The 15,770-nt window shown below is 70.7% G+C and carries 7 protein-coding genes and 1 pseudogene; 6 read left to right on the top strand and 2 right to left on the bottom strand.

What is annotated here, in order from left to right:
* Positions 1–7 precede the first annotated feature (7 nt).
* Positions 8–3,574, top strand: a complete 3,567-nt coding sequence (locus ENSA5_RS23485) for a WD40 repeat domain-containing serine/threonine protein kinase (protein WP_106393927.1) — start codon at positions 8–10, stop codon at positions 3,572–3,574.
* 255 nt (positions 3,575–3,829) lie between these two features.
* Positions 3,830–5,899 (top strand): S8/S53 family peptidase, encoded by a 2,070-nt coding sequence (locus ENSA5_RS23480; protein ID WP_106393926.1) that lies wholly within the window; start codon positions 3,830–3,832, stop codon positions 5,897–5,899.
* Positions 5,900–6,079: 180 nt separating this feature from the next.
* Here the strand turns inward: ENSA5_RS23480 and ENSA5_RS23475 are convergent, their stop codons facing one another.
* Positions 6,080–7,537: an HNH endonuclease signature motif containing protein gene (locus ENSA5_RS23475; RefSeq protein WP_106393925.1), complete on the bottom strand. Its 1,458-nt coding sequence runs from the start codon at positions 7,535–7,537 to the stop codon at positions 6,080–6,082.
* Positions 7,538–7,934: 397 nt separating this feature from the next.
* On the opposite strand from ENSA5_RS23475, the gene ENSA5_RS23470 reads away from it, so the two are divergent.
* Together ENSA5_RS23470 and ENSA5_RS23465 are read left to right on the top strand one after the other, a co-directional pair.
* A complete protein-coding gene (locus ENSA5_RS23470; protein WP_106393924.1) occupies positions 7,935–9,119 on the top strand; it encodes an acyl-CoA dehydrogenase family protein in 1,185 nt (394 codons plus the stop codon).
* 1 nt (position 9,120) lies between these two features.
* Complete coding sequence (locus ENSA5_RS23465; protein ID WP_106393923.1) at positions 9,121–10,248, top strand: acyl-CoA dehydrogenase family protein; 1,128 nt, start codon at positions 9,121–9,123, stop codon at positions 10,246–10,248.
* Positions 10,249–10,302: 54 nt separating this feature from the next.
* Here ENSA5_RS23465 and ENSA5_RS23460 read toward each other — a convergent pair whose 3' ends face one another.
* Positions 10,303–11,898, bottom strand: a complete 1,596-nt coding sequence (locus ENSA5_RS23460; protein ID WP_106393922.1) for a hypothetical protein — start codon at positions 11,896–11,898, stop codon at positions 10,303–10,305.
* A gap of 291 nt (positions 11,899–12,189) precedes the next feature.
* On the opposite strand from ENSA5_RS23460, the gene ENSA5_RS23455 reads away from it, so the two are divergent.
* On the top strand, positions 12,190–15,135 hold the full coding sequence (locus ENSA5_RS23455; protein WP_106393921.1) for an FG-GAP repeat domain-containing protein: 2,946 nt from the start codon (positions 12,190–12,192) through the stop codon (positions 15,133–15,135).
* A 395-nt stretch (positions 15,136–15,530) separates the two neighbouring features.
* Positions 15,531–15,770: pseudogene (locus tag ENSA5_RS23450) on the top strand (hypothetical protein); the annotation flags it as partial.

The raw sequence follows: 15,770 nt of genomic DNA, 5'->3' as shown, positions 1-15,770 counted from the left end.
GGCCGACATGTCCGAAGCGCCCGAGCCGAACGCGCCCGAAGCGGACGCGCCCGAAGTGAACGCGCCCGAAGTGAACGCGGACGAACTGCCGCCCCGCTCGCCGGCCATCGACGCCGCCAAGCAGGCGCTCGGCGCTCGCCCGGGCTTCGAGACCCGGCGCCAAAAGCAGCTCATGCGCGCGGCGCTGTTCGGCAAACCTGCGACGCCGACACGCCTCGATCGCTACCTCGTGTTGCGCGAGCTCGGGGCCGGGGGCATGGGCATCGTGTACCTGGCCTACGACGACCAGCTCGATCGTCGCGTCGCCGTCAAGCTCCTGCGCGGGTCGAGGTCGAGCGCCGAGGCCCAGTCCCGGCTCCAGCGCGAGGCCCAGGCGATGGCCAGGCTCTCGCACCCCAACGTCGTCACGGTCTACGAGGTCGGCAGCGTCGAGGATGAGGTGTTCGTCTCGATGGAGTACGTCGCCGGCCGCGACATGCGAGCCTGGCTGGAGGCCGAGCCGCGCAGCTGGTCCGAGGTCCTGGCCGCCTACCTGCCCGCGGGCGCCGGCCTGGCCGCGGCCCACGAGGCCGGCATCGTCCACCGCGACTTCAAGCCGGACAACGTGCTCGTCGGCGACGACGGCCGGGTTCGAGTCGCCGACTTCGGCCTCGCCTACGCCCAGGCGGGCGAGCTCAGCCAGTCAGCTCCCTCCGAGCCGTCCGCGCCCCGACCCGAGCGCAGCCCGCTCGACACGCCCCTGACCCGAACGGGCGCGCTCCTGGGCACGCCCGCCTACATGGCGCCCGAGCAATTCAGCGGGGCCCCGACCGACGAGCGCACGGATCAGTTCAGCTTCTGTGTCGCCCTGTGGGAGGGCCTCTACGGTTGCCGGCCCTTCGTGGGCAAGACCGTCGCCGAGATCGGCATCTCGGTCACCGCCGGCGTCATCGATGACCCGGAGCTCAGCGCGAGCCGGGCGGTCCCGACCTGGCTGCGCGCCGTGCTCGAGCGCGGCCTGGCCCGAGAGCCCGGCGCGCGCTGGCCGAGCATGGCCGCCCTGCTCGCGGCCTTGGCCGACGACCCCCGGGTTCGTCGCCGCCGCCGCCTTCGGGCCCTCGGCCTCGGCTCCGGGGCGCTGCTGATCATCACCGCGCTCGCGGTCTGGGCCACGAAGGAGCTGCGCGCGAACGTCCGCCAGCGCTACTGGAACGCGCTGACCGAGGACCTCCTGCAGATCGAGCGCGAGCGGGGCCTCGCGCAGGCCAACGACGACGCCCGCCGAGCCCGAGACGCGACCAAGCTCAGCGTCTACCGCAGCTACCAGCCCGAATTCGGCGAGGTCGACCACGTCGATCCGGCGATGGCCGCGGTGCTCCTGCGCGAGGTCAGCCCGTCGAGCCGGGCGAGCGAGACCTGGCTCTCGGCCGCCAACCTCAGCCTCGGTCGACCGCTCAGCCACGCCGTGTTCGATGGCCACCGCGACGTCGTCGTGGGCCTGGTCTTCGCGCCCGACGAGGACGCGCTCTACTCGGCCTCGATCGACGGCGAGGTCTGGCGCTGGGAGCTCGACAGCGGCCAGGGGCGCCTGCTCTACCGCCACGAGGGCGCGGTCACCTCGCTCGCGCGCAGCCCCGAGGGCGGGCGCCTGTTCACGGGCTCGGCCGACAGGAGCGTTCGCGCGTGGCCAAGCCAAGACGGGGCGCCGGAGCTCGTGGTCGAGCACGAGGCCCCGGTGACGGCCCTCGGCCTGAGCCCCGATGGTCGGACCCTGGCGTCGGCGAGCAAGTCCGGCGAGCTGCGGCTGACCGAGCTCGAGTCCGGGGTCTCTCGCCGCCTCGCCGGCCACGCGCGCGCCGTGCATGCGCTCGATTTCGACGCCGCGGGGCGGCGCCTCGTCAGCGCCTCGAGCGACGCCGAGGCCAGGATCTGGGCGCTCGATTCGGGTGAGCAGCTGGCCAGCGCGAGCGGCCACACCCGGCCGATCTACCACGCGCGCTTCGTCGCCGACGGCCGCGTCGTGACGGCGGCCGACGACGGGACCGGGCGGGCCTGGGCTCTCGAAGCGGGCGCAGCGAAGGCCGAGGCCCTCGGGGTGTTCACGGCCCACGAGGCCGCGATCTCGGCCCTCGCGATCCACGGCACGAAGCTCGCCACGGCGGCGGTCGACGGCAGCGTGCAGGTCGCGTCGCTCGACGATCCGAGCGCCAAGACCTCGCTCGTCCGCCACCCCGCGCAGGTCTGGGGCCTGCGCTTCGACCCCCAGGGCCAGCGCCTGATCACGAGCTGCTTCGACGCCGTCGCCCGGGTCTTGCGGGTCGACGGTCGCGGCCCCGTCGTCGAGCTGCGCGGCCACAAAGAGGCCCTGATGCCGCTCGAGCTCGACCCCGGCGGCCGCTGGCTCGCTACCGGGTCCTACGACGGCGAGCTGCGGATCTGGGATCTCGCCCGCCCGCGCCTCGATCTGCCCTTGCAGGGTCACCGCGCCAACCTCCACAGCGTCGAGCTCGGGCCCGCGGCCGAGCGAGTGCTCAGCGCGGGCGCCGACGGCAGCGTGCGGGTCTGGGCCTCGGACTCGGGCGTCGAGCTGGCCCGCCTCGACCGCGACGGAGCCTGGAACGTCGCGGTGTTTGAGCCTCGCGGCGAGCGGGTCGCCGCGGGGGCCAACAACGGCGACATCGTGGTCTGGGATCCGACCAGCGGCGAGCGCCACGACTCCCCCCTCCACACCGACGCGATCCGGGCCCTGCGCTTCACGGCCGACGGCGCCCTGCTCTCGGCCTCCTCGGACCACAGCGCGCGGATCTGGACCCCCAGGCTCGAGCGCAGCGTCGCGTTGCTCGGACACACGGGCATCGTCACGCAGATCGTCGAGAGTCCGGCCAACGGACACCTCGCCACGAGCTCCTTCGACGGCAGCTTGCGGATCTGGCGAGCCGAAGATGGCGCCGCGATCGCGGTCCTCGACGGCCACCGGGGCCCGATTCGGGACCTGACCCGCAGCCGCGCGGGGGTCTGGGCGACGGCCTCGGACGATCACGACGCGCGGCTGTGGCCCGACCTCGACCCCAGCCACGCGATCGTCTTGCGCGGCCACGGCATGCGGGTCCAGAGCGTCGCTTTCGATCCGGCGGGGCGGCGCGTGGTCACGGCCTCGGCCGACGGCACCGCGAGGGTCTGGGACGCGGGCGACGGCACCTTGCTGCACACCCTCTCGGGCCACGCGGGCACGGTCTGGGGCGCGCGCTTCGTCGGCGACGAGCGCGTCTTGACCCACGCCGACGACAACACCTTGCGCCTGTGGGCCCTCGATCAGGGCGGCCGCGCGATCGTGCTGTCGGGCCACGCGGGCGCGGTCGTCGATCTCGCCGTCGATCCAGCCCGGGGCCTGGCGGTCTCGGCCTCGGTCGACGCGGAGCTCAGGATCTGGCGCCTGGCCGAGCTCAGCCACGACATCGACAGGCTCACGACGCGACTGTGGCTCGCGAACATCTCCTGCCTCGGCGTCGGCCAGCGGATCCGCGACCTCGGCGAAGATCCGGCCGAGGCCGAGGCCAGCTTTCGCGCCTGCGAGCGCGCCCACGGGCGGCGCTGAATTTCTCGCCCCCCAGCGCAATCCCTCCGATGGGCTCGCGGCACTGCCGAGCGAAGACAGCCCCCTCTCCGCCTCGCTCGCGCTCTTGGCGCGACGCCTGGCCGAGCTGCGCGAAAAAAGCGCACGCCCTCCGACCGTCCAAAACGGCTCGGACAGGCTTTCTTTGGTTTTTTGTCAAATTCGCAATCCCTCGCGCGGGTCCATGGCACTGCCCCCGCGAGCGCGGCCGATCCTCGCGCGACACGGGATATCGACATGAAGACAGCTTTCCATCTCATCGCCACCTCCGCTTTGCTTGGCTGCGTCTCCGGCGAGGGCTTCGACGACCCCGAGCTCGATCCGCAGACCGCCGACGACGCGTCCGCGCTCCCGTCGAGCGTCGCGCCCGGGACCCACGCGGAGCCCGAGCCCCGCTCTTCGCTCAACTATCCGGTCGTCTCGTGCCCCAACGCTCGCCTCATCGGCGTGCTCGATCCTGGTCAGGAGGACTGCAGCCTCGCGGGCACGCTCCCGGGCGGCTGGAACGCGATCAGGATGTTCGACACGGGCTCGCCAGACATCCAGAGCCTCGGCGTGCCGGCGCCGGGGGCTCTGGGTCGCTACTGCATGTACGAGCCCGAGGCGCCGTCGGTCAGCCAGCAGGACTACATCGACCTGTTCGACCAAATGCACGCCTCGGGCATGATCTCGCTCAACTCCGTGGCGCCCGACTGCTTGGGCCAGGGCACCCAGGGCACGGACCTCTACGACACCGTCGTCCGCGAGGGGCTGCAGGAGGCCTTCGGGCTCAACGTCGATCGGGTCGACGGCATCGATCTCGGATCGACGGTTGGATTTCGCGCCAACGTCGACCTTGGCGTGATCGACTCGACCTCGGGCAGCGCCGCGGCCGGCCACGTCACGCCGATCAACGAGCACGGCCTGCAGATCGCCGCGATCATCGAAGACCTCGCCTGCCCCAGCCACGACCCCAGCTGCATCGACAACCTCAACCACTTCATCGCGCTGCCGCGGACGGCCTGGGACACGCCGCCGAATTGGATCGAGGGCGGGCATCAGGGCACGCAGGGCGACCTCGCGATGGCGGTCTATGCCGCGGTCCGGGACTGGAACGAGCGCCTCGGCGGGCCCGGTGGCAGCGAGCGCCTGGTCCTCAACCTCAGCCTCGGTTGGGAGCGCGGCCTCGGCGAGCCCATCGATCCAAGCCGCGGGCCGATGCGCTCGCTTCAGTCCGCGCTCGAGTACGCCTCGTGCTCGGGCGCGCTCGTGTTCGTCGCGGCCGGCAACAACCCCAGCCCGGGCTGCGAGGACGAGACCGAGACCGCGGGCCCGACCGAGCCCGCGGCCTTCGAGAACATCCCGGCCCCGGACAGCGCGACCTGCACGAGCCTCGGCTTCACGCCCGGCGGGAGCCTGGGCCGGCCCGTGTTCGGCGGCGCCGCCTACCGACCCCTGGTCTACGCCGTCGGCGGCGTCGACGAGCACGACCAGCCCCTGATCAACGCCCGCACGGGCGGCCAGCCCCGGCTCGTCGCGCTCGGCTCCAACGGCGTCGGCGGCGTCTCGCCCAACCTCCACGCGGCCTTGACCGGGACCTCGGTCTCGGCGGCTGTCGCGTCCGGGGCCGCGGCGCTGATCTGGTCCTACCGCCCCGAGCTACGCCCGAGCGAGGTCGCCGAGCTGCTCTACGACACGGGCTACGCGACCGGAGACGCCGCCGACTTCGGCGGCGGCGTCCCCAACGCGGTCCGGCGCGTGTCGGTCTGCGCGGCCCTGGCCAGCGCCTGCGCGGGCAAGCCGTCCTACTCGTGCCCACAGCTGACCTGCACGGCCTCCGCCCCGGCCACTGACGGCAACCTCGGCACCTTCTTCTTCGAGGTCGACACCGTCTACGCCGACGTCGTCGCCGCCGAGACCCTCGAGAGCTTCGACCAAAGCAGCGACCTCGGGACGCCGGCGACCTGCGGGATCAGCAGCTGGGACAGCCTGCTCGATCCGCAGCCCGAGACCCCGATCTGCTCGCACTGCTCGATCGACGTGCCCAAGGGCGGCAGCTCGGGCGACGACCAGCTCACGATGGATGTCGACCCCCTCTACAAGGGTGACATCAGCAGCGCGACCCTGGTCAGCTACGACGCTTCGCGTGCCGCGACCACCTATGTCCTGGACTCCAGCACGATCACCGCGCTCAACCGGTCCACGACCGACCTCGTCAGCGTGACGCTGGATGTGCCCGACACCATCTCGGCGGTGCTGGAGTTCGAGGTCGACAAGGGCGGCAGGACGACGACGCAGTCCAACCCGATCACCGTCCGGAGCGAGTAGCGAGGGCGTGCACGCTGCTGGGCCCCCAGCCTTCTCGACTTGCTATTCACGACGCCCGATCAGCTGCCGCGCGAAGGCCTCCTCATTCGCGCCCCGCCGCCGATGCTCCAGATCTTCCCGACGTCCCTCTCGGCGGCGAAACCACGCCGGAATGGGGCCGCGGACACCCGGCGCGGGACGTCACTCTCGGGCGTCGACGCGAGCCAACGAGCGAGGTGGCGAGCTTTGATCTGACTGCGCCATGAGCATCCAGTCGAGTGTCTCCCCCAGTCGCATCGGCGTCCCATCCCAGCGCGGCGTGTTGACCTCCGGACCCAGATTGATGCCTTCGTCGCCGAGCCACTCCTCGAGCTCATCGAGTTCGGCTCCGGTCGCCGCACTCGCCGGGACCTCGACGAGCTCGCGCTTCGTGCTCGCTGGGATGAAGCGCGGTTGACCCTCGCGGAGTTCCACGTCGAGCACGCCTTCGTGGATCATACGGTGGTGCGCCGGGCACACGAGGACCAGGTTCGACAGCTTGGTCGGGCCGCCGTCGGCCCACTCATGGAGATGATGCGCGTGTAAGTGCCAGCGGCGCTCGCAGCCCGGCACGCGACAGCCGTGATCTCGCAGCCACAGCGCGCGTCCGATCGCCGAGGGGATCACCCGAGTCCGTCGACCGACGTCGAGGACCTCGCCGTGCTCGCCGACCGTGACCGCGACCTTGCTGCCGCAGCAGGCCAGCATTCGAGCGACCCCCACACCGATCGGCGTGCCGTCGCGCAAGAAGCCGCCGACACCACTAGGGGTATCTGGATCCTGCTCGAGATGATCTTTGGAGGTTACGAGCACCAGCTCGTAGCCCGAGCCGAGGGTCCGCGGGCGGTGTTGCAAATAGGCGCGGGCGACATCGACGATCGCGTCGGCGTGGCGCTGCTCGGGCCCGCGCAGGTCGCTAGCCAGCGCTTCCGCGGAAGCTTCGGGCATCGGTGACCCATGGGCTTGTACGGGTTCCTCGTCAGTCGCCGCTTCGGAAGCTTCTGCGGAAGCCTCCGCGAGCGAGCAACCGGACGACGCCGACATCACCGCATCCCAGACCAGCGCGGCCTCTTCGGGTGGCAGCTGAATTTCGATGCGAACCATGCCCCCCGCGACCTCTGACCTGCGCACAAAACGTTCGTCGACTGCCCACTGCTTCGTTCCTGGCGACGCGTCGACCTGCTCGACGGCGTTTCGATAGGAGCGAACGAGGCGCTCGACCTGCGCGGCGGTGGCGTGCATCGCTAAGTCGATGAGATCCTGCTCGGTCTGTGGTGTGGCCACGCGAGTGATCGCTCGGACCTTGGAGTAACTGAGCTCACCGCGGCCAAACAAGTCGTCGAGCTTCTCGAGTGAGCCCAGCGCGCGGGCGACCCGGACCTGCTCGCGGGCAGCCTTGAGCCCGACGCCGATCCGCCAGGCGAGCCAGGCGGCGCAGGACGAGAACCCCAGGCCCCCCCAGGCCTCGCAGCGGTCGAACACCCGCAGGCGCGTGAGCAGGGCGTGCTTGGCAACGTCGACGCGAGCGGCGAATGTGGCGATCTCATCGGCGAGCGACTCAACCTGCTCGGGGGTTAGTCGAGACTCACAACCTGACGTATCCATAATGTCAGAATGCATCACAACAATGAACTAGTCAATCCAGTTCAGCCCATTGCCTGATCCAAACGAGGACACCAACAAGAACACTACGTTTCATGACATCGACAATACCTGTGACCTGAAGTCGCCAATCCCGACCTCGCCGCGGTCGTCGCCGCAGCGCGCTTCGTCAGCTGCGGCTCGTTCACCCCGGCTCGTAATGGGGGCGCCTGGCTTGCGTGGTCTCATCACTGGACGAGGCCGAGACCGAGGACGAAGTCAGCGCCACTGTCGCCCGACGCGCTCACGTCGAGGCTCGACACGACGTTGTACATGAGCGCAACGTCGACCCCGGTTGCTCATCAAACTTGTCAGCGTCCGGGTTCACGACCCTGAGCATCACCCCGTAGACTCTGCTACTCTCCCCCCGCCGCCCATGGACCTCTCGTTCACCCCCGAAGACCAGACCTTCCGCGAGCAAGTCCGCGCGTGGATCGCCGACGCGCTCCCCGACGACCTCGCCGTCAAAGCTCGGGCCTGTGCCCACTTCACCCACGAGGAGATCATGCGCTGGCACAAGATCCTCGCGGCCAAGGGCTGGGTCGCCCCGAGCTGGCCCGAGAAATTCGGCGGCCCCGGCTTCTCGGTCACCCAACGCTTCATCTTCAACGAGGAGCTCGAGCTCGCGGGCACGCCCCCGCTGAGCCCCTTCGGCCTGGTCATGGTCGCGCCGCTGATCCAGCGCTTCGGCAACGAGGCCCAGCAGGCCCGCTTTTTGCCCAAGATCCTGTCCGGCGAGGAGTGCTGGTGTCAGGGCTACTCCGAGCCGAACGCGGGCAGCGATCTGGCCAGCTTGCGAACCACCGCCCAGGACATGGGCGACCACTTCGTCGTCAACGGCCAAAAGACCTGGACGACCTACGCCCAGCACGCCGACTGGATCTTCTGCCTGGTCCGCACGAGCTCCGAGGGCAAGAAGCAGGCGGGCATCTCCTTTTTGCTGATCGACATGCGCTCCGAGGGCCTCGAGGCCCGACCGATGCTCACGCTCAGCCACAGCCCCGCGTTCTGCGACACCTTCTTCGACAACGTGAAGGTGCCCAAGGACAACCTCCTCGGCCCGCTCAACGGCGGCTGGACCCTGGCCAAGGCCCTGCTCGGTCACGAGCGCACGCTGGTCGCGGCCGTCGGGGTCGTGCGCCGCTGGGTCCGGCTGGCCAAGTCGATCGCCGCGGTCCAGGTCGGCGCCGACGACCGCCCGCTGCTCCAAGACCCCTACTGGCGGCGGCGCGTCGCCGACATCGAGATGCGCCTGCGCGCGCACGAGATGACCAACTACCGGGCCCTCGCCGAGCAACAAAAGGGCCGCCACCCCGGGCCCGAGACCTCGATCTTGAAGGTCGTCGGGTCCGAGCTCCAGCAGCGCGCCAGCGAGCTGTGCATGGAGGTCATGGGCCACGACGCCCTCGCCTGGCTGCCCGAAGACGGCGTCGTACCCGACAACGAGCGCTGGGTCGCGCCAAACTTCTGCTACGACCGCGCCGCCACGATCTACGCCGGGTCCAACGAGATCCAGCGCAACATCATCGCCAAGCACATCCTCCGACTCCCGAGCGCCTGACATGGACTTTGATCTCAGCGAAGAGCAACAGCTGCTGGCCAAGACCGTCGGCGACTATCGCAAGCAACGCTCACCGGTCTCGCGGTTCCGCGAGCTGCGTGACGCCGAGGGCCCGGGCTGGAGCGCGCAGGCCTGGGCCGAGATGGGCGAGCTCGGCTGGCTCGCGGCGCCCTTCCCCGAGGCGCTCGGCGGACTCGGGGGCAGCTTCGTCGAGGCCGCGATCATCCTCGAGCAGCTCGGCCAGACCCTGGTCCCCGAGCCCTACCTCGCCAGCGTCGTGCTCGGCGGCTACACCCTCGCGCTCGGGGCCGACGAGGCCCAGCAGCAGCGCTACCTCGCGCCGATGCTCGAGGGCGAGACCAGCCTCGCGCTGGCCTGGGCCGAGGCCAACAACCGCTTCGACCCAACGCGGGTCGAGTGCGAGGCCCGGCCCGCAGCGGGAGCCGGCGGGTTCACGCTCCACGGCGACAAGCGCTTCGTGCTCAACGGTCACGCCGCCGACCACCTCTTGGTCTCGGCCACGACCCCCGACGGCCTCGCGCTCTTCGTCGTGGGCGGCGACGCGCCGGGCCTGACCCGAACCACGGTCGGGCTGATCGACGGTCAGCGCGGCGCCCACCTGCGCCTCGACGGCGTCGCGGTCACGGCCGCGCAGCGCCTCGCCGGTACAGGCGCCGGAGCCAAAGCGGTGCTCGAGCGGGTGCTCGACTATGGGGCCGCGGGCGCCGTCGCCGAGGGCCTCGGCGTGGCCTCGGCGATGCTCGACATGACCAACGAGTACCTCGGCACCCGCGAACAATTCGGGCGCAAGATTGGCAGCTTCCAGGCCCTCCAGCACCGCGCCGTCGACATGTTCATCGAGGTCGAGCTCCTGCGCTCGCTCAGCATGGAGGCCATGATCCGCGCCAACGAGGCCGACGAGCGCGAGCGCGTGATGGCCGTCAGCGCCGCCAAGCACCAGCTCGCAACCGGCGGCCAGCTCGTCAGCCGCCAGAGCGTCCAGCTCCACGGCGGCGTCGGCGTGACCGACGAGCACGACATCGGCCTGTTCTTCAAGCGCATGCAGGCTCTAGCCACGATCTGCGGCGACGGAGCCCACCACGCGACCCGCTACGCCAAGCTGATCTAGCAGCCTTTCAAACAGCTCCAAGCAGGCGCGGACCGATCTGGGCCAGGCGAGCGCTCAGCCGCCGCCGAGCACCAGCGAGGACGCGTTCGGGACCCCGCTGAGGGTGAAGATATCCGCGACCGTCTTCGGGTCGGCGTGTCGCGGATCGACGATCACATAGCGCAGCAGCAACTCCAACTGCTCGCCCGCGTCCGTCGCAGCGCTCGCCTCCACGAGCAAGCCCTGGCGATAGCCCGCGAAACTATCGTCAATGATCGCGGCGATCGGCGCGACCGCCTGGGCGTGAAGCTGGGCAGCGAGCTCGGCCTTGCTCGGCAGCGAGAGCGGATCCTCGGCGATCCCGGCCACGCTCTGGGCCGCGTGCGCGTCGTCCTGGGCGCTGATGCTCAGCGGCTGATCGAAGACCAGCTCGGGCCGCCCGTCGGCGTGCGCGAGCGTGGCGGTGGCCTGGACCGTAGCCGTGAGCGTGTGCGTGGTGACCGAGAAGCTGTGGGTCGAGTAGACCGGCTCCTGGGTGGTCTGCTCGGTGCTCGCGGCCTTCTCCTTGGCCCGGATCACGGCGTTGCGCTGGTCCGTGAGCGAGCGGCGGGCGGCCTCGAGCCGGCTCCGGGCGTTGCGCAAGTTCTGCTCGGCGCCGGTCGAGACGCCGGGCGTGTCCCCCTCGCGGGCGACGTCGGCGCTGTACTGGTCGACGTACTGCTCTTGCTTGGTGACCTCGTTCTCGCGCTCGACCAGGCGCCGCTCCTCGTCGAGCACGTCGTCCTGGGCCATCTTGTAAAACGGGTTCTCGACCTCTTGGGTGCCCGACTGGTACTGGACCGACTGCGCGCGCGTGCTCTTGTCGGTCGAGAACCTGGCCTCGCCGAGCGTGAGCGAGAGCGTCGCCGAGCGGCGCTCGCCCTGGGCCGCGACCTCGAGCAGCGACGCGCCGACCTTGCCGAGCAGCGCGGCCGCGACGGCCCTGGCCCCGACGTCGGCGCTCCTGGCCGCGACGACCACGAGGTAGCGCAGCTCGGCGGCGACCTGATCGCGGGCGGCGTCGCGCTCGGCCACGCCCGCGCCGCTCAAGTCCGCGATCTTGGCCCGATAGAGCAGGACTGAGCCCCGACGCCCGGCGGCCTCGGCCTCGCTCGCGGCCGCGCTCAGCTGCGCGACCCAGGCCTGGACGACCGCCTCGGTCGCGGCGCGGACCCGACCGCTCGCGCTGGGCAGACGGGCGCTGATCCCATCGAAGATCGCCATGGCCGCGGCAAACTCCTGGGCCTGTGCTTTTTGCTGGGCGCGCTCACTCGTGACCGAGACGACCTCGTCGATCAGCGCGATCGTCGTGGGGTGACTCGGGAGGATCGCGTGGGCGTCGGCCGCGAACGCGATCGCCTGGGCGTCGGCGTTGGCGGCCAGCGCCCTGCGGGCGTGATCGGCCCGGACCTCGACCTGACCGGACTGGGCCGCGTCGAGCTTGGCCGCGATGTCCGCGTCGTCGGGGCGCAGGCGCAGAGCCTCGGCGTACTCCGCAGCGGCCGCGTCGTAGTTGGCCGCGACCATGAAGTCGTCGCCCTTCTTGATGTGGCCCTTCCAGGCGCAGCCGAAGGCGAGGGTGAGGGAGAGCAGCGAGGCGGTCAGAGCCGAGCGAAGCCAGCGTCGTCGCATCCGTCACCTCTACCACGCGCATAGTCCGCATCGCACCGAGTTCCTGCCGGAGTACACCCGCCAGCTCCGGCTCGGCGCGAGCACGGGCTCGGTCTTCGGTCCGCGCCAGACCGAGGTCGACTCGAAGCTGCGCTCGGCGTGCCAGCTGGTCGAGACGCCAGGTCTTCGCCGAGCCAGTCCCACGAGCTTCCCTGGATGGGCCGAATGGAGTCGAGCAGGCTGCGGGTGGGTCCTGGCCGCTGCAGCCCGTGTTCAGGGCCGCTGCGGGGATCGGTTAGGCTGAGCGCGGCGATGGTGCTGTCTCGTCCGCGCTCGATCTTGCTCGGCCTGTTGAGCCTGGGCAGCCTCGCGACCTTCGCGTGGATCGGCGCGTGCGCGGAGCTCGAAGAGGTCGACCTCGGGACCTGTGGCAACCGCGTGCTCGAGCCCGAGCTCGGTGAAGACTGCGACGGCTCGGCCCTCAGCTTCGGCGAAAACGCGCGCTGCGGGGCCCCTGGGAGCGCGGGCGCGTGTCGCCTGACCTGCGATCCCCAGGCGCCCGCCAGCAGCTCGCGCTGCCCCTCGGGCTGGGGCTGCGGAACCGACGGCGTCTGTCGCCAGCCCAGCGCGGAGTTCGAGTTCGGCACGCTCCCCGGCGAGGCTCGGGCGGTCGGCGACCTCGACGGTGACGGCCGCGACGACATCGTCCTGCGCGGGGCCCAGGCCGAGGCCCAGGTCGCGTTCTTCAGCGAGGGCCGGGTCTTGACCGATCTGTTCACCGACCCCGCGCGCAGGCCGATCAGCGACTCACCCGCGGTCCAGCCGATCGTGACCCGCCTGACCGCCGACGAGGTCGACGACCTCGCGCTCCCGCTGATCGGCGACGACGTCGCGATCAAGGTGTTCACGGGCAGCCCCAGCCGTCAGCTCGACGACCCCTTCGTCGAGCTCGTGACCGCGCCCTTCGGCGCGTCCGGCCAGCTCACGATGGAGGCCGCCTTCAACCCCCGCGGCGTGCCTGCGCAGATCTGCGAGGTCGGAGGCTGCACCCAGACCCTGCTCCTCGGCCGCAGCGAGGGCGGCGACACGCGTTACGCCGTGCTCGAGGACCGCGAGCTGACCGAGCTGTTCTCGCTCACCCCGGGCCACCACAGGCAAGCCACCGCCCTCGCGCGCTTCGACGAGGCCCGCTCGTGCGACGCCCTCGCGGTCAGCTACCGCCAGACCGAGGACGGCTCGCCCGGCAACCTCGTCGAGCTGTTCTCGCTGTGCAAGGGGCCCAATCAGCTCAACCGCAGCGATCAGCTCGATCCCCTCGGCACGGTCGCGCCCTTCGCCAGCGTCGCCGTGTCCGACACGCCCGAGACCTTCAGCCTCGAGATCCCCGGCGTCGGCGACGTCAACGGCGACGGCCACCCCGATCTGCTCCTCAACATCACCGACAACGACACCACCACCCCCGACGACGACCGGACCTACGTCGCCTTCGGCCTCGGCGACGGCCAGTTCAACTCGCGCGCCGACCTGAGCGGGCTGTCGGGGCTCGCCGATCGCTCCGCGCCGCTGATCGCCGCCCACTCGTGGTCGTCCTCGAACGATCCGAGCGTCCGGTTCACGCACGCGACCTGGCCGCGGGCCGTCGCCGACATCAACGGCGACGGCTACGCCGACTTCCTGCTCAGCGCGGGCATCGTCGCGCTGAGCAGCCCCGATCCGAGCGACGCGTGCGTGGTCGCGGGCGAGACCGTGCTCGCGGGTCCGCCGATCGGCCTCCTCGACGAGCCGCAGTGGGGCTACGCCTGCCTCCTGCTCACCAGCACCGGCCTCGTCGACGCCGCCACCGCCACCCGAGCCCAGGTCGCGCGGAACTGGCGGACCTCGGGCTCGCTCGCGACCAGCCTCGACGTCCAGGGCGGCGGCGTGCGCGGGTTCGCGGCGATCGACAAGAACAAGATCGAGAACACGGGCAAGCCCATCGATCACTCGGAGCCGGACTTCCTCGATCTGGTCTGGGTCGACCCCTCGACCTCGCAGCTGGTCCTGCGCACGATCACCGCCACGCGCATCGAGCAGGTCGCCGCGGGCGACATCGACGGCGACTTTCAGATCGACCTCGTCTACGGCGGCGGGGACTCGGTCCAGGCGATCTGGGGCCCGCCCTTCGACCCGGCCCGGGCGAGTAAATTCTCGCCCGTGGGCTTCGACATCCTCCGGGTGTTCGGCGAGGGCCTGGCCAGCGCGAGCCTCGGCGCCGAGCGGGATGGGCGGCTGACGATCTTTCGCGACGGCCAGTGGCCCGCGCTCGCGCTGATCAAGCCCGGCGAGTGCGCCACGCCCGACGACTGTCACGTCCGCTTCGCCTCGGGCTCGCTCGGCGACGAGCTCAACTTCGCGTGGGCCCTCGGCGTGGTCCAGAGCACCGAGGCCGGCGGCCTCCGCCTGCTCCGAGCGGTCGAGGGCGAGGCCGAGCTCGGTCCGGCCTACGACTCGACCGACGCCGACTTGCTGCCCCTGTCCGAGCTCGGCCTGTCCGCTTCAGCCGCACACACGACCGTGCTGGCCGTCGAGCTCGGACCCACAGGCGACGACCAGCCGCCGATCGAGGAGGCCGTCGTCGTCGGCCGAAGCGACGAGGGGATCGAGCTCGCCGTCCTCCGCCCACGGCTCGAGCGCTCGCCCGCCGGGCCCCTGTGCGGGGAGCCCTTCGTCGTCGAGCTCGAGCGCGACGTCGAGGAGACGCGCGCGGTCTGCTTCGAGCTCGTCGGCCAGCTGTCCGTCCCGGGCACGGCGCGGGCCCACGGGCTGAGCGAAGCGCCCTTCATCGAGGTCGCCGACGCAGACGGCGACGGCAACCTCGACCTGAGCTGGGTGACGGTAGACAACCACGTGGTCCTCGCACGGGGCGACGGCTCGGGCTCGCTGTCGCTCGACGACCTGATCGAGCTCGAGCTCCCCGAACTCGAAGGCGAGCCCGAGAGCAGCGAGACCTCGGGCCCCTCGCACATCGACTGGGTCCGCTGGATCGAGCTCGACGGGAGCTCGGGCCGGGAGCTCCTGACCAGTGACTACCTCGGCACCCGCCGGGTCTGGAGGATCAACGTGAACTTCAGCAGCGGCGTGCTCGAGCCCCGCGGCGCCCTCGAGCTCGACACGGGCAACGAGCGCAACGTCGGCCTGATCGGAGACTTCGACGGCGACGGCGTCGACGATCTCGCCGTCGGCAACCGCGTGTTGTTTGGCCAGCCCTTGAACGACTGACGCCTTATTAGCTCGCTCGCTTCGAAGCGAGTGACGCCCGGGAGGTCTGAGCCAAAGTTCGACTTCGCCGCTTCGCCTCCTTCGCCTCCTTCGTCAATGTCGTCGACCTGCGACCGGATCAGGCATTCTCGATCACGGCGAGACCGGGGCCGGTCATCCCCCTGTTCCGCGGGGGGGTCACCCGCAATGACCCAATTGATTTCTTTGCAACGACTCGCACCATGTGATCGGCGCTAAGCTGGGCTCTCGACCGCGCGCAGCGATCGAGTAGAATCGACGAGATGACTCGCCATTACACAATCCCCCCGAACACCCATTGGTCCAATGTATCGCATCACCCCGCGCCGGACGTTTCGTCGAGGGCGCAAACCCAAAGCGCCGCTGAGGTCGGCCCATTGCAACCACTGGCGAGAAGGTTCGCGGCGAAGAGGCCAAGCGAGGCGTCCCTCGTCGACGGCCTCAGCGCAGGAGCGTTGGCCAAGCTCTCTGCGAGTGCCATGGTCTTGCTCCTCGGCGTCAGCATGAGCGCCTGCAGCGACGACGCCGGCGGCAGGGAAAGCGCCGGGATCGACGACGCCGGGACGGCGGGCGAAAGCGCAGGCGAAACCACTGGCGACCCCGACCCCGTCCCCGAC

This window comes from Enhygromyxa salina (genome assembly GCF_002994615.1).
Taxonomy (GTDB): Bacteria; Myxococcota_A; Polyangia; order Nannocystales; family Nannocystaceae; genus Plesiocystis; species Plesiocystis salina_A.
The sequence above is the reverse complement of the archived record's forward strand: the minus strand, read 5'-3'. Positions and strand labels throughout refer to the sequence as shown.